A 15,719-nucleotide genomic window follows, 5' to 3' on the forward strand; every position below is an offset into this window, starting at 1 on the left:
CTTATTTATTTTTTTGCTCATTTTGGTATCTTTCAAATTCCTTTGCCGTACAACGTACAAAATGACCTGGTGTAACTTCTCTTAGCTCAAACTCACCATCTGCATCATGTACAGTTGGATCATAAGGCATACGTTTACGCGTACGCTCGTATCTTGGATCTGGAAGAGGAATAGCGGATAACAATGATTTTGTATAAGGATGAATAGGATTGTTGTATAATTCATCACTCTCTGCTAATTCTACCAAGTTACCCATATACATCACGCCAATTCGGTCTGAAATATACTTAACCATTGAAAGGTCATGAGCGATGAACAAATACGTTAATCCACGTTCTTTTTGGAGTTTCTTAAGCAGATTAACTACCTGTGCTTGAATAGAGACGTCCAATGCAGAAATAGGTTCATCGGCAATGATAAACTCAGGATCCACTGCCAGCGCTCTAGCAATACCAATCCGCTGTCTTTGCCCGCCGCTGAATTCATGAGGGAAACGAGTAGCATGCTCTTTGTTTAGACCTACCGCTTCTAGTAATTCCTCAACTTTTGCCTTGCGCTCAGCATCGTTTTTTACTAGTTTGTGGACGTCTAGACCTTCAGCAATGATATCGAGTACCGTCATTCTTGGATTTAAGGATGAAGACGGATCCTGGAAAATCATCTGCATTTTCCGATTAAATTTAAGGAGTTGGGACTTGTTTTTCTTGCCATGAACATCTTCACCATTAAATTTAACTTCGCCGCCTGTTGCATCGTAAAGTCTAATAATTGTTCTCCCTGTTGTAGACTTTCCACAACCAGATTCCCCAACTAGACCAAAGGTTTCACCCTTATATACGTCAAAGCTAACACCGTCAACAGCCTTGATTGTATTCTTTTTCCCTACAGCAAAATGCTTTTGTAAGTTCTTTACTTCAAGTAGTTTTTCTCTTGTCACCGTTTTCCACCGCCTTTAGTACCTGTTTGAGCAAAACCTTGCATCCTGTGCTTAACAGCATCAGGCGGCTCAATTTTAGGCGCATCTGGGTGCAGTAGCCAGGTTGCTGCGTAATGTGTGTCTGAAACCTTAAACATCGGTGGTTCCATTACTGTATCAATTTCTAAAGCAAATTGATTTCTTGGAGCAAACGCATCCCCTACAGGAGGAGTAAGCATGTTAGGCGGACTGCCAGGAATAGCGAAAAGCTCTTCGTCACTGCTATCCAATGTAGGCATAGAACCGATCAATCCCCACGTATATGGGTGTTTAGGGTTGTAGAAAATATCATCTACTGTCCCAATTTCTACGATTTTTCCAGCGTACATAACCGCTACGCGATCTGCCACGTTTGCTACGACACCAAGGTCGTGTGTGATAAAAATAATCGCACTATCCGTTTTTTGTTGAATACTCTTCATCAATTCTAAGATTTGAGCTTGAATGGTTACGTCAAGCGCAGTCGTTGGTTCGTCTGCAATTAGAATTTTGGGATTACATGCTAAAGCAATCGCTACAACTACACGCTGACGCATACCGCCTGAGAATTGGTGAGGGTATTGATCTATACGTACATCAGGTCTTGGAATTCCAACAAGAGTTAGAAGTTCAAGCGCTGTTTTCCTTGCTTCTTGTTTGCTCATATTTTGGTGCTTAATCAGACCTTCCATGATCTGATTTCCGATTTTCATCGTCGGATTTAGAGATGACATTGGATCTTGGAAAACCATTGAAATGTCTTTTCCACGAATTTTTTGCATTTCCTTGCTGGTTTTCTTTGCTATGTCTTCTCCCTCAAGAAGGATTTGACCTTCTTTAATATAGCCATGCGGCTCTGGAAGAAGTCTCATGATCGCATTAGAGGTTACTGACTTCCCGGATCCAGATTCGCCTACTATTGCCAATGTTTCACCTTTATTTAAATCAAAGGTAACACCACGAACAGCATGCACTTCACCATTGTAGGTGTTAAATGATACTTTTAAATCTTTGACTTCTAATAATTTACTCATTTATTAAACACCTACCTTCTTATTTATGCATTTTAGGATCAAATGCATCTCTCAAACCATCACCAACAATATTAAATGCAATCATAAGTACAGAAATTACAATTGCCGGGAACACAAGCATGTATGGATAAAGTCTGAGGTTATCAAACCCAAGGTCAATTAAAGATCCTAGTGATGCATCTGGAGGAACAATACCTAGTCCAATAAAGCTTAGGAATGCCTCAAAAAAGATCGCTCCTGGAACTGAAAACATTGTGTTAATAATGATAATACCGCTGATATTTGGAACTAAGTGTTTTCTAATGATTGTACCGTTAGACGTCCCTAAAGTTCTTGAAGCTAAAACAAACTCTTGGTTTTTTAGCTTTAATACTTCACCACGGACAATTCGGGACATACCAATCCAGCCAGTGATCGATAAAGCAATGACAATCGAAATAATACCTGGCTTAAGAACGAGCATCATTAATAAGATAATAACTAGGTTAGGAATACCTACCAAAATCTCAGCGATACGCTGCATCACATTGTCAACTCTTCCGCCATAAAAAGCAGAAATCCCACCATAAGCAACCCCAATAACAAGGTCAAGTACTGCCGCAACAAAAGCAATGATTAAGGAAACCCTTGTACCTTCCCAAAGCCTTGTCCATTGGTCACGTCCTAAGGCATCACTGCCAAACCAGAAATAAGTGTCTTTCATATCCTTTGCTTCATAGATTCGGTAGGTTGCTTCAACTTCTGCAGAATTTCTTGTACCGTCACCTTTATTAAGGACTTTAATATCAATAAACTCTTCTTTATTATCAAATCTTGCATTCGCCTTGGCCGTAGCCTGCTGAACATCTTTCCCTTGGAACTTTCCAGATAATGTACCATCCATACCTAGCCAAGAGACATTCTCTAGAACTGGTACACGTGGAGGCATTTTTGCTCTTTTTAAATCCTGTTCATCTGAGCCAAAGTCGTTCATCCATGGACCAACAATACTCATGATAATAATAAACAGGATAAGAATCATACTGAAAACGGCAGGCTTATTACCTAAAAGTGTTCTTTTTGCGTCCTGAAAAAACGTTCTGCTTGGAGCTGATATTTTTTCACTCGTATCCTCTTTACGTACCAGAGGAACAAATAAATCTTTTGGTATATTATTTAAGTTATTTTTATCCATTTTATTTATTTCCTCCTGCTAGTCTAATCCTAGGATCAATTAATCCGTATAGGAGGTCAATGATTAAGATAATCACAATAAATCCAAAAGCAAATAACAATGTTGTACCCATAATTGTTGGGTAGTCATTTACCATAACAGATGTAACGAATTGCTCACCTATACCAGGAATTGCAAAAATTTGTTCGATAACCATTGAACCTGTCATCAAACCAACTGCCATCGGGCCCAATACGGTGATTAACGGAATAAGTGCATTTCGCAATCCATGTTTTAAAATGATTCCGGTTTCAGAAACACCTTTCGCGCGCGCGGTAATGATGTAGTTAGAATGTAATACTTCTACCATCTCAGTTCTTGTAAAACGTGCAGCTGTTGCCATCGGGTGAATCGCCAAAGCGATCGTTGGCAAGATGGTATGTGCAGATGTGCCCCATAAAGCCACAGGGAACCAGCCTAATTTTACAGCAAATACATATTGTAATAATCCTGCAAACACAAATGAAGGAATCGAGGTTCCTATAACTGCGATAATGGTAGAAGAAAAGTCAATTGGACTATTCCTGAAGATAGAGGCTAATAATCCAAGGATTATACCTAAGATAGACCCAACTACCAATGCTTGAAAGCCTAATAGTGCAGATGGCCCGATTCTGTCCATCAAGATTGTTGTAACCGGTGTATTGTCAAACTTAAACGATACGCCCAAATCACCTTTTACAAGCCCACCAAGATATTTTGCATATTGAACTGGAATAGGTTCATTCAACCCATATTTTTCTAAAATAATTGCCTTTTGTTCTTCACTCAATTTATCTTCTGCCTGTAACGGGCTACCCGGCAATATTTTCATAAGAAAGAACGAGAAAGTCGCAATAATAAATAATGTTATTAACATATACCATACGCGACGGAGTAAATATCGAGTCATGTTTGCACCTCCTAAATTTCTCTTTATTATATGTTATATCGAGTCGATTATAAATTTTTGTTATAATCGGAATATTCACACCCATAAGCCGAAAGAGAGTATATGCTTTAAAAGCATACACTCCCTTCAATTTTATAATAGTATACTATACTATTTTTTTACTGATTATTATTCTTCAGCGCCAACGCTAGCCCACTTGTATTCATAAGTTGCTCCGAATGGGTTTGTAAATACACCCTGTACTTTAGGAGAAACTAGTAGAGCAGATGCTCTTTGATATACAGGAGCGATTGCTGCATCTTTAAATAAGATTTTTTCTGCTTTTAAGAAGTTTTCATTACGTGCTTCTGGATCTGTAGCTAAAGTTGTAGCTGTTTCATTTACTAACTTATCATATTCTGGGTTAGAATAGCCCATTTGGTTGTTTCCGCCATCAGTTAACCAAAGATTCATATAGGTATATGGATCAAGGAAGTCAGGTCCCCATCCAGCAAACTGCATGTCATAATCCATAGCTGTGTCTAGTTCTAGACGTTGTTCAAATGGTACTTCTTTTAAAGTAACTTTTAAACCAGGTAGGTTAGTTGTCCATTGGTTTGCAAGGTATTGGTTCATCATTTTAGAAACTTCGTTGTCTCCGCCTAGGAATTCGATTTCAACTGAATCAGTTCCTAGTTCAGCTAAAGCTTTTTCCCAGTATTTCTTAGCTTCGTCTAAATCGTATTTCATTAGATCTCCACTAACTTCGCGGAAGTCTTTACCATCTGGAGTTGGAACGAAATCTTTTGGTACTAGACCGTTAGCAACGATAGAACCGTTGTTTAAGATTTCATCTACTAATGCTTGCTTATCAAATGCACGAGCAAGTGCATTACGTACGTTTGCGTTAGCAAGAGCTTTGTTTCTTGTTTGGTTGAACTTAATATAGAATACAGAAGTATCAGGTTCTACTGTGTAATCATCATGAGTTGAGTATTGGTCAACTAGGTCAGATGATAAACCAGCACGATCAACTTCACCTTTTTCATATAGGTCAACAGCTGTTTGTGATTCTTTAACTACTACATAATGCATTTTTTCTAATTTAACAGTTTTTGCATCCCAGTAATCTGTATTCTTAACTAATTCCCACTCTTGAGCAGTACTAGTCCAGTTAGAGAACTTGAATGGACCATTAGATAATAATGTATCAGCGCTAGTAGCGAATGTATCACCTTTTTCTTCAACGAACTTTTGGTTCAATGGTAAGAAAGTACCGAAAGTTGTTAAAGATTCAAAGTATGGAGTTGCATTTTCAAGTTCAACAACTAGTTTGAAATCGCCATCAGCTTTAACTCCTAATTGATCAACAGGAACTTCACCTTTGTTTACAGCAGTTGCGTTTTTAATAACGCCGCCCATCATGTATGGACCATATTCAGATCCAGTTGCTGGGTCAACCGCACGACGCCAAGCATAAACGAAATCGTTAGCAGTTACAGGGTCGCCATTAGACCACTTAGCATCTTCACGCAAAGTAAATGTCCAAGTTTTACCATCTTCACTTACTTCATGCTTCGTTGCAATACCATCACTTACTTGACCTTTTTCGTCAAGACGGTATAGACCTTCCATTGTAGCACCTAAGAATTGGAATGCATATTCATCAGTACCTAATGATGGGTCCATAGATGGAATAGTGTCACCATTAATAAAGTTTAATGTTTGTTCTACTTTTGGCTTATCAGCTGTATCTTTGGAATCATCAGCTGTGTCTTTGTCGCCGCCGCCTGAACATGCTGCTAAGAACATGCTTAGCACTAAGCTAAGGGCTAAAAGCCATGCATACTTTTTCTTCATGAAAAAATGACCTCCTATTGTTTTATTTTTCTGTCAATTCGCTCTTAAAAAAGAAGCTAAAGAAATCATACTATTTTTCTACTACTCTTGTAAAGACTAAATATATAAAAGAGTCAAAAAATTACTATATCATTATAGATTACAGCAACATTACAGTTGATATATCAATACTTTTTGTTAGATTATTTAACAAAAAAATTATTCTAAAATCAGAATGCGCTTTCTTAATTTTTAAGAGAAATTGGATAAAGTATACTTTGTCAGCGTATTAGGTTAAAATACCCTTATTCTTTATTACATGCTTAAAATAATATTATAAAGATAAGGTGAAAGTAAATGTTTAAAAATAAATGGAAGTTTTTATTACTCAATCTTTTTATTTCCCTTTTGATCTTTCTTATATTTTCGTCAGCCTATAATCTGCTGAACTTTATCAATTCAGTTTTCTATCTTAGCTTTTTTTATCTCATCATCGTATTATTTATGTATACGGCTAAAGGCGGTTTTTTTGATGGTGTTACCTTCGGATTTAGAAGATTTAATACTCTCATGTTTAAAAAGAACGATTATTTAGAATCTTGGCGTGATAAACCATTGCCCTCAGAAAAGTTTAACGCTTCACTCTATCAACGCCTTAAATTCCAATCTATCTCATTGCTTGTCCTTCTTGTGATTTTACTTGTTCTTTACTATACAATGTAATATTTGGTTATACTCTATTTATCTAAAAATTAAGTTTATCTTATATTAAGGGAGAAGTTGTGAATGGGGAAAAATCAGATTCAGAAAGTAGGACAAATTGCCGTTCCAGTAAAAAATTTAGACCAAGCAGTAAATTTTTATAAAGAAAAGCTTGGGCTTCCGCTATTATTTACTTCAAATGGTTTAGCGTTTTTTGATTGTAACGGGCTCCGTCTTTTGTTAAGTGTTCCTGAAACAGAGGAGTATTCTCATTCAAGCATTATTTACTTTCAAGTTGCAAACATAAAAGAGGCTTATGAGGATTTACTAAGTAAAGATGTTATCTTTATTGACGAACCACATCTTATTGCAAAAATGGGCCAAACGGAAACATGGATGGCTTTTTTTAAAGATAGTGAAGATAATACTCATGCATTAATGAGCGAATTTGAAGTCTAATCAAGTGCCCAAGAGACCGTGAAAATTTACGGTCTCTTTTCATTTTATCTAAAACTTCATCTTAATACCTGCCCATAGTACGAAGATACCGATTGATACCTTCCTGCATACGTTTCTCAACTTCCTCTCTGTGAATCGCCTCTTCAAGAGAGACCTCCCGTTTATTTATGATGATTGTGAAAAAGAAGATCGTTAAGGCCATTGTCTCTTCCTCCTTCTACAATGATTTTTTAATCGTTATATTACGTTCTCATCTAGATAACGGTTAATTGACGCAAAGTGTTGGAGGAATTGAATAATAATTTAGCATAATCTCATTGCCGTTCTGCAAACTATACATAAAAGTCATGAAGGGGTTATAAAGATGAGAGAGAAATTTTTACTTATTTTTGGCATTATCTTCAGTTTGTTTTTCTTAACAATACCTCCGGGCCACACAGCTGAGATTAGACCCAGTAATATTTATGTGGTAAGAGCGGGGGACAGCCTGCCTGCGATTGCGGATAAATACAATATTTCAATAGAAGAATTAAAAGTTACCAATGGCTTGCAATCGGATGTATTAATTGCAGGGCAGAAGTTATGGGTTCCGATTATGTATGAAGTGAGAGCAGGGGATACATTAGTAGATATCTCTTCCACTTTTCATGCCTCAGTCGAGACAATCAAAGCAGTAAATGGGCTTTCCTCAGAGCAGCTTTATGCTGGTCAGATATTAAAGGTAACTCCTAAAAAACTGACCATGCAGGGACAGCATATCCTAATGACGAAAGAGGAATTTAAGGAATGGTTATTTAACACTCATGTTAATCGAGATATCCAATTAATCCAACAGCACCATACTTGGCTGCCTTCCTATAAACACTTTACCGGTTCTAACCATTTTCAAATGTTGATGGGGATGGAAAATCATCATAAGAAAACAATGGGCTGGAAGAACATTGCCCAAAATATTACTACCTTTCCAGATGGAAAAGTAGCAGTCTCCAGACCGCTGAACATCATTCCCGAGGGAACAATCGGCCCAAAAGCAAATTCTGTGGGGATTGCTATTGAACATGTCGGAAACTTTGATAGCGGGCATGATGTAATGACAAAGGAACAACAGGAAACAATCATTTATATCAATGCATTGCTCTGTATTAAGTTTGGGTTAACACCATCGATTGACAGTATTACGTACCATCATTGGTGGCATATGAAAACAAAAGAACGAGTATTAGATGCAACAGCAAGTTATAATGTTAAATCTTGTCCAGGTACTGGGTTTTTCGGTGGTAATTCTACGACTAGTGCTAAAACCCATTTTTATCCGCTTATAACAGATAAGATGGAGGAGATTTTAGAAACCGAGTAATAATGAAACCGAGAGAGTTTTACTTTTAGAAAAATTTAACCATTTTTGTTTATTACTCTTGTCTGCTTTCTGAATATTTAATATAATAAATTTTACCACTGTCTCTACTTTGTTTTCCTTATTATATGAAATACAAAAAACAGTGCCCCAACACCATCACGGGACACTGCTTTATTTACCAGACTATTCGTTGGATCGTTCCTCCAGCCAGTCGGCAATAGTTGGATAGGTTATTTTTACAGCTTGACTGCCAAATGTAATCGATGTATGCCCAACAGGCAAACATTTATATTCTTTATCTTCACTGGAAATGGCATTCATCAATGCTTCAACTTGATGGGGTTGAGCAATAAGGTCGTTTTTACCCGCTAAATTGAGTACATTCGCCTTAATATTTTCAAGGTTGACCTTCTTACCGCGAATAACCATTTCTCCTTTTATCAATTTGTTATTTTGATAAAAGTCTCTAATCCACTGACGATATGCTTCACCAGGGAATTGTATACCGTCGTTTAACCACTTTTGCAGTAGTTTAAAGCTCTTTATAAAATTCTCATTATCGGCACGTTCATAAAGACTAATAAAAGGTCCATAGTTCGTAGCCACCGGATTGATCATTTTGTTCCCAAAGTCAATCATTTCAGGTGGAATAACACCTAAGGTATCTACTACTTTATCAATATTAAAATAGCGCTCATCTAACATAGCCCCATACGAACCAGTCTTTTCAAAATCAAAAGGGCTTGTCATAAAGATAAGATTGCGGATTGGCAATTCTGGATGCAGCGCTGCAAATATAGACGTCATTGTCCCTCCCATGCAATAACCAAGGATTGAAACTTCGTCAACATTTGATTTTCTCAGTACCTTACGAACTGCACGCGGTATATAGTCCATAATGTAATCATCTAATTTCATATTTCGATCTTCGTAACCTGGTTCACCCCAGTCAAGAAGGTAGACATCAAACCCGCGATTAACCAAATATTCTACTAAACTGCCGCCCTTTGTTAAATCTAATACATATGGTTTATTAATGAGGGCATAAACCAAAAGAAGAGGAATCTTGTGTTTTGTTGGACCTTCTGAAATATACCGATAGAGCTTTGTTTTATTTCTTGTCCAAACGAGCTCTTTTGGAGTAGGTCCTACCTCGGGCTCGGCATCGGTTGTCAGCACTTGACTTGCCCTTACTGCACGTTGAAACATCTCTTTATATTGCTGCGGTGTAAATTCGATCAACTCATTCCAATCTGTTGGCATCAGTACACTAATGACGGTTCACTCCTTACATGATTTATTTACTCTATCAATTTATTAATAAATCCAAACCTTCATGACAGTTACATGTAAAGTCCGCCGTTAATATTTAACTGCTGTCCAGTAATATAGTCACCATCTTTACATAGGAAAACAACACCACGAGCAATTTCCTCTGGTTTGCCTAAACGCTTTTGAGGTACTTTTTCGACAATTCCTGCAAGCACTTTTTCAGGAATGGCTTGGACCATTTCGGTTCCGATAAATCCTGGGCAAATCGCATTAACGGTTACATTACTTTTTGCTAGTTCAAGAGCGAGAGATTTAGTGTATCCAATTAGACCAGCTTTTGCTGCAGCATAGTTCGTTTGGCCGAATCCTCCAGCTTGTCCTATAATAGATGAAATGTTGATGATACGCCCTGCATCTGATTCAAGAAGATAAGGTAAAGCTGCAGATGTATTGTTATAAACACTGTTCAAGTTAACATCGATTACTTTTCTCCAATCTTCTTCGTTCAACTTTTTAAATGTGCTGTCTCTTGTAATCCCTGCATTATTAACTAGGATATCTAATCTGCCATAATGCTTGATTGTTTCATGTACAAGGTATGTTGCTTCATTACTTTCAGAAACATCCGCTTGAACTGCGTAGGCATCTCCGCCAAATTCATTTATTTCAGCGACAACTTTATCCGCTAGTTCTTTACGGATATTATAATTGATGACAACCTTTGCGCCATTTTTAGCCAGTTCCAATGCAATGGCTGCACCGATTCCTCTGCTTCCTCCTGTTACGATTGCTACTTTATCCTTTAAACTTGCCATTTTGTCCACCCTCTCTATTTAACTTTTTATAGTTATCTGATTTTCATGGAAACAGGTGATGCTTTTTTCTATTTTGTTACTTCTTGAGATTTTAACAATGTAAGAATTTGATTCAATTTATTATCTAAACTCTTCATATCCTTTTTTAAATTCGACAATTCCCTACTAAAGGATTCCTGGTTCTTGTTCTGATCTAACTTCTCTTCTAATCTTTCTTCTAAATCATCCACCTTTGCATCTACATTCACAATCAATGATGAAAGGTTAGCAATGTCATTACGTGATGGTACATTCATAAACTCCAAGTACTTTAATGTTGATTCATCAATCATCTTTTTAAATTGGAGATTCATCTCCAAAATTTGTCCCATCCCTTCAGACGGGAATTCCTTGCCGACTTTTTCATCAAACAATTTACTCGTTTGTGAATAATAATCCTTCCACATGTCATAAATGTTAAAGCCTTGATTCATGTTTTTTTCCTCCTTATTCTTCTTAGACGTATTCATCATACTAACTATATGGGAATAATTAAAGATTAAAAATTGAAAATTATCAAAATACTTTTCTGCTTTTTTTGACAAAATTCCTATTTATTTGCAACTGCAAGAGGTAGAAAAAAACGAACTTGATAGATATAGAGAAATTAAAAACAACTTGAAAAATTACCCAAAAACTTTACAAGTAAACAAGTTAATGAGTATAATCAATTTTAGAGTCTCAATTTTCAGTAGATAGATAATATTCAGAATTAAATTCTAATTAGGGGGTAAACGAATGAAGGTCAAACATTGGTTATTGCTGTTAACATTTGGTTTGTTGCTGAGTGTACTAGCAGCATGTTCCGGCGATGAGTCAAAAGAAACAGCAGGTACAGATACAAAAGAGGAGGCAACGGGCCAAAAAGTACTTAACTTTTTAAACCCAGAAGCGATTCCTTCCATGGATCCATCGTTAGCTACAGATGAGTCTTCCTTTATCTACTTAGCTGCAACAATGGAAGGTTTATACCGTTTAGATGAAAAAACACAACCAACTCCGGGGATTGCTACCGAGCATAAAGTAAGTGATGATGGTCTGACTTGGACCTTTACATTAAGAGAAGACGCTAAATGGTCAAATGGAGACCCTGTAACAGCTCATGATTTCGTGTATTCATGGCAGCGTGCTGTTAACCCAGATACCGCATCCGAATATGGTCCTTATATGATGAATGGCGTAATTAAAAATGCAACTGCAATAAGCAAAGGCGAACTAGCAGTAGAAGAACTAGGAGTAAAAGCAGAAGGCGATTATACTCTAGTCGTTCAATTAGAAAACCCCACTCCATACTTTGAAACATTAACGACATTTGGAACATTCCTGCCATTAAATAAAAAGTTTGTCGAAGAAAAGGGAGATAGTTTCGCTACTAGCACAGAAAACTTATTAGCAAACGGTCCTTATACCATTGCCAATTGGTCTAGCACAAGCGACACTTGGGAACTTGTGAAGAATAAGGATTATTGGGATGCAAATACGGTAAAAATGGATAAACTTACATTTAAAGTCGTAAAAGATCCACAAACGGCTTTAGATTTATACGAAGAAGGTACAGTTGACCGTATGGATTTAACATCCGACCTGGTTGACCAATATTCTACTAATGACGATTATTTGGTTTCAGCTGATACTTTTGTATACTTCCTTAAATTTAACCAAACAACGTCGGATGCTTTAGCAAATAAGAATATCCGTCTAGCACTTAGCAGAGCCTTTGACAAAGAAGGTTTAGTAAATGAAATTTTAAACAACGGCTCAATCGTTGCAAATGGCTTGGTTCCAAAAGACTTTACACCAATGCCTGAAACTGGTGAGGATTTCCGTAAAGTTAGCGGTGATCTTGTGAAGTATGACCTTGAAGCAGCAAAAGAATTCTGGGCAAAAGGACTAGAAGAGTTAGGTACTGATAGTGTTGAACTTGAGTTCCTGGCAGATGATGATAAAACAACTAAATTATTAGTTGAATATGTTGCAAACCAACTTTCAACGAATTTAGAAGGATTAAAGATTAATATTAAACAAGTTCCCAAAGAACAGCGTCTAGATTTAGATTCAAATATGCAATATGAGCTTCAACTTTCTAGATGGGGTCCTGACTTCCTAGATCCGTTTACTTTCATGAACCTATGGACGACAGATAGCGGAAACAACTGGACAGGATATTCAAGCCCAGTTTATGACCAATTAGTTTTTGATACAGCATCAAAACTTGCGACAGATAATGTGGCTCGTTATAACAACTTCTTAGAAGCTGAAAAGGTGCTTTTTGAAGACGGAGCAATTGCCCCGGTTTATCAATCTTCTAGAGCACAATTGATTTCTCCAAGAGTTCAAGGTGTGTTCGTGAACCCATTTGGGGCAACTTACGAATACAAATGGGCAGATGTAGGAGAAGAGTAAATTTCCACGAAATAAAAAAAGCGGGAGAAATGCCAATTGGTATTTCTCCCGCTTTTTTTATTGTTTAATAAATTTTTTTAAACGGTCGTTTAATCAGCTTATCTCGCTCGATGAACGGTCAAATTGACTTTACTTGTCTCACACATAAAAGTAGAGAGATGAACAGGTTCGTCATTAGCATTGAATGCAATTTTTAAGATTCTAAACAGATTGGCTCCGAGATCACATTCTAGTAATTTCGCATAGTCATTTGTTGCACCAATAACATCAATAATCTTATCATTACTAACTATATCTGTATGGTAAACTTCCGAAAGGACTTTATAAGTTGATTCATCGGTGGCGATTTTCTTTTCTAAATCTGGAAACCGTATCAATGAATAATGGGCTATATCGTAGAATAAGGGACGGTCATTTACATACATAAGCCGTTCAAGTACCAGAACAGGACTTCCTTCATCAATTAATAGATGCTTCGCAACATCTTCAGGTGCAGGAATAACCTCGCTTCTTAAAATCCGGGAATTAGGTATCATGCCCAACTGATGGCTAAATTCTGAGAACCCGCTTACAGATAGTAATTCATTATGGAACTTCTTTGATGTAACAAAGGTGCCTCTACGGGGAATTCTTGTCAGTGCGCCTTCCTTTACCAGTTCCTCAATTGCCTTACGTATCGTAATACGGCTTACGTTATAGATTTCACAAAGTTCTGCTTCAGTTGGAATCTGCTCATCTGGTTTGTATTTTCCATTTTGAATATCAGTCTTCAACATTTGCCTGACTTGCATGTATAATGGCTGTGGGGTTGAAGGATTTAAACTCATACTAAATCCATCCTTATCCGTCAATTGACAATTATACTATTCATTATACATTGATTGATCCCCACAGTCACCAAGCACCAAAGTATTGAATCGTCTTCGCCGCTGTTGCTGCTCCCAAATCTAAACATTTGATAGTAGGAAGACCTTTCAATTTTCCATAAATAAAACCAGATATAAAAGAATCTCCTGCTCCCATTGTATCGACCACATCTACTGCTACTACACCGCATTTATAGAATTGTTCACCGTCATAAGCAAGTGATCCATTCTCACCTAAAGTCGCTATAGTAATTTTTGATCCATTATTCTTTACATCCTTTAGAAATTGGCGGATAAAAGGATCATCCTGCGTATAGGAAAAGAATGAATAATCCACAAACTGAGGCAAGGTTTTGACAAGTCTATGATCTAATTGGTTAGAAAAATCAAAGGATGTCTGTAATCCCATTTCTTTAAAATGAGAATAATACCCTTCTACATGCCCCCAAACTCCAGCATGTACTAGCTGATGCGTTCCAATAAAGTTAAGTTCCTCCTGTGTTAAGGTGAAATCCGCCATAACACCTTCATCATAATCTCCAAAAACACGATCATTATTGACCAATTCGACATGGGTAACAGCCGTTTTTCCATCCTTCTTCGTAAGATGAGAAATATCAACACCCTTTTTTAGGATTTCTTCTTTCATTAATTGGCCATAAGAATCACAGCCAACCCAGCCGATGTAACAGGAATCTGCACCTAAATCTTTTAAATAAACAGCCACATTAACAGGATTTCCACCAGGATATGCCTTCCCGCTTGCTTGGTAGACATCCATACAATTATCGCCGACTGTCACAATCCTCATCTTTTCCCCCCCTTTTTTGAAAGGAATGAGCACCACTAAGTAGTGCTCAAGTTCTTTTTAATACTCCATTTGTCGATAATATCTTCTTAGCGTTAATGGATGATTTCTTTCACGTTCAAGATAAACACTGATGCGACTAAGGACAGACCAGTTAATGCTCACAGAAAAGTGTTTTCTGAACTCTTCACTGATCCCTTCCATCTCAAAATCCTTTGTATCGATCACTGTTAACTGTTTTGTAATCTTTTCAGCAAAACGCTCTACACGGTCCATTAATGGTCTTGTTTCATCTTCACCTTTAAGTAAAATTACACTAGTATCTTCAACGACCAATTCTAGTGTTCCATGGAAAAATTCTGCTGCATGTATCGACCTTGCGTGAATCCATTGCATCTCCTCTAAAATACACATTGCATAAGAGTAAGTGTTGCCCCATAAATTACCGGAACCAACCATCATGTGGTAATCCGTGTCCTTATGTTTAATAGCAAATTCCTCTGCGGTTTTATCGAAAGAATTTACAGCATTTAAAATAGCGCGCGGTAATAACGCAACCTCTTTTGTAAACTGCTCATATTGTGGGAACTCATTGTTGTTATACATAAAACGGAATGAAAACATATATAGAAGCATAAAGAACGTATCAAAGGAATGTGTTTCAGATCCTGTTGTGATACAGTGGTCAACAATTTTCGTTAACGGAGTATTTGGCTCAGCTACTAAAGCAATGGTTGTCGCTCCTCTTTCTTTACAAAACTCAGCAGCGGCAACGGTTTCCTGTGTCGTTCCTGATACGGATGTAAAGATGCAAACGGAATCTTTACTAAACTGCCGGTGATTCATAACCATGAATTCAGCGGCAATTACTGCATGAACATTAATAGTAGAATTGGATTTTAGTATATATTCATAAGGATACATCATCGCAATGGTACCGCCAGCACCAATAAGAAAAATATTGCTGTAGCCTCTATTCGATATTCCATCTACGATATCCTCAATTTGCCCTCGAAAAGCAAGGCCCTCTTTTTCGACAAGTCTTAGAAATAATTCTTCATCATATTTTAACATTAACGTTTTCCT

At 37.2% G+C, this 15,719-nt stretch carries 16 protein-coding genes; 4 read left to right on the top strand and 12 right to left on the bottom strand.

Annotated features, from left to right (window positions below; genetic code table 11):
* Position 1 precedes the first annotated feature (1 nt).
* The 5 genes from F4694_RS14055 to F4694_RS14075 all read right to left on the bottom strand — a co-directional run bounded on the left by F4694_RS14055 (position 2) and on the right by F4694_RS14075 (position 5,933).
* On the bottom strand, positions 2–937 hold the full coding sequence (locus tag F4694_RS14055) for an ABC transporter ATP-binding protein (protein ID WP_179598882.1): 936 nt from the start codon (positions 935–937) through the stop codon (positions 2–4).
* Positions 934–1,989 (bottom strand): ABC transporter ATP-binding protein, encoded by a 1,056-nt coding sequence (locus F4694_RS14060; RefSeq protein WP_179598884.1) that lies wholly within the window; start codon positions 1,987–1,989, stop codon positions 934–936. The genes F4694_RS14055 and F4694_RS14060 overlap by 4 nt, the downstream gene beginning before the upstream one ends.
* 19 nt (positions 1,990–2,008) lie before the next feature.
* The gene (gene opp3C / locus F4694_RS14065) at positions 2,009–3,163 is read right to left on the bottom strand and encodes an oligopeptide ABC transporter permease (protein ID WP_179598886.1); all 1,155 of its coding nucleotides are present in this window, start codon (positions 3,161–3,163) and stop codon (positions 2,009–2,011) included.
* A 1-nt stretch (position 3,164) separates the two neighbouring features.
* Complete coding sequence (gene opp3b, locus F4694_RS14070) at positions 3,165–4,094, bottom strand: oligopeptide ABC transporter permease (protein WP_179598888.1); 930 nt, start codon at positions 4,092–4,094, stop codon at positions 3,165–3,167.
* 168 nt (positions 4,095–4,262) lie between these two features.
* A complete protein-coding gene (locus F4694_RS14075) occupies positions 4,263–5,933 on the bottom strand; it encodes a peptide ABC transporter substrate-binding protein (protein ID WP_179598890.1) in 1,671 nt (556 codons plus the stop codon).
* Between the two features lie 387 nt (positions 5,934–6,320).
* Between F4694_RS14075 and F4694_RS14080 the strand changes: the two genes are divergently transcribed.
* Together F4694_RS14080 and F4694_RS14085 are read left to right on the top strand one after the other, a co-directional pair.
* Complete coding sequence (locus tag F4694_RS14080) at positions 6,321–6,635, top strand: DUF3899 domain-containing protein (protein WP_257029238.1); 315 nt, start codon at positions 6,321–6,323, stop codon at positions 6,633–6,635.
* A 63-nt stretch (positions 6,636–6,698) separates the two neighbouring features.
* On the top strand, positions 6,699–7,073 hold the full coding sequence (locus tag F4694_RS14085) for a VOC family protein (protein ID WP_179598894.1): 375 nt from the start codon (positions 6,699–6,701) through the stop codon (positions 7,071–7,073).
* Between the two features lie 61 nt (positions 7,074–7,134).
* On the opposite strand, the gene F4694_RS14090 is transcribed toward F4694_RS14085, so the two are convergent.
* Complete coding sequence (locus F4694_RS14090; protein ID WP_179598896.1) at positions 7,135–7,275, bottom strand: YrzI family small protein; 141 nt, start codon at positions 7,273–7,275, stop codon at positions 7,135–7,137.
* Positions 7,276–7,437: 162 nt separating this feature from the next.
* Here F4694_RS14090 and F4694_RS14095 point away from each other — a divergent pair, with 162 nt between their 5' ends.
* Positions 7,438–8,430, top strand: coding sequence for a peptidoglycan recognition protein family protein (locus F4694_RS14095; RefSeq protein WP_179598898.1), 993 nt, complete (start codon positions 7,438–7,440; stop codon positions 8,428–8,430).
* A 183-nt stretch (positions 8,431–8,613) separates the two neighbouring features.
* Here F4694_RS14095 and phaC read toward each other — a convergent pair whose 3' ends face one another.
* The 3 genes from phaC to F4694_RS14110 all read right to left on the bottom strand — a co-directional run bounded on the left by phaC (position 8,614) and on the right by F4694_RS14110 (position 10,990).
* Positions 8,614–9,693: a class III poly(R)-hydroxyalkanoic acid synthase subunit PhaC gene (gene phaC, locus F4694_RS14100; protein ID WP_179598900.1), complete on the bottom strand. Its 1,080-nt coding sequence runs from the start codon at positions 9,691–9,693 to the stop codon at positions 8,614–8,616.
* 80 nt (positions 9,694–9,773) lie between these two features.
* Entirely contained in the window at positions 9,774–10,517 is a 744-nt protein-coding gene (locus F4694_RS14105) for a 3-oxoacyl-ACP reductase (protein WP_179598902.1), read from the bottom strand.
* A 68-nt stretch (positions 10,518–10,585) separates the two neighbouring features.
* On the bottom strand, positions 10,586–10,990 hold the full coding sequence (locus F4694_RS14110) for a polyhydroxyalkanoic acid synthase subunit PhaR (RefSeq protein WP_179598904.1): 405 nt from the start codon (positions 10,988–10,990) through the stop codon (positions 10,586–10,588).
* 304 nt (positions 10,991–11,294) lie between these two features.
* On the opposite strand from F4694_RS14110, the gene F4694_RS14115 reads away from it, so the two are divergent.
* Positions 11,295–12,959, top strand: coding sequence for a peptide ABC transporter substrate-binding protein (locus F4694_RS14115; RefSeq protein WP_179598906.1), 1,665 nt, complete (start codon positions 11,295–11,297; stop codon positions 12,957–12,959).
* Positions 12,960–13,057: 98 nt separating this feature from the next.
* Here the strand turns inward: F4694_RS14115 and F4694_RS14120 are convergent, their stop codons facing one another.
* From F4694_RS14120 to F4694_RS14130, 3 genes are all read right to left on the bottom strand, one after another.
* Positions 13,058–13,786 (bottom strand): GntR family transcriptional regulator, encoded by a 729-nt coding sequence (locus F4694_RS14120; protein ID WP_179598908.1) that lies wholly within the window; start codon positions 13,784–13,786, stop codon positions 13,058–13,060.
* A gap of 67 nt (positions 13,787–13,853) precedes the next feature.
* Entirely contained in the window at positions 13,854–14,636 is a 783-nt protein-coding gene (gene frlD, locus F4694_RS14125) for a fructoselysine 6-kinase (protein ID WP_179598910.1), read from the bottom strand.
* Positions 14,637–14,693: 57 nt separating this feature from the next.
* On the bottom strand, positions 14,694–15,707 hold the full coding sequence (locus tag F4694_RS14130) for an SIS domain-containing protein (RefSeq protein WP_179598912.1): 1,014 nt from the start codon (positions 15,705–15,707) through the stop codon (positions 14,694–14,696).
* Positions 15,708–15,719: the final 12 nt, after the last annotated feature.

The organism is Neobacillus driksii (assembly GCF_013409995.1).
Classification (GTDB): domain Bacteria; phylum Bacillota; class Bacilli; order Bacillales; family Cytobacillaceae; genus Neobacillus; species Neobacillus driksii.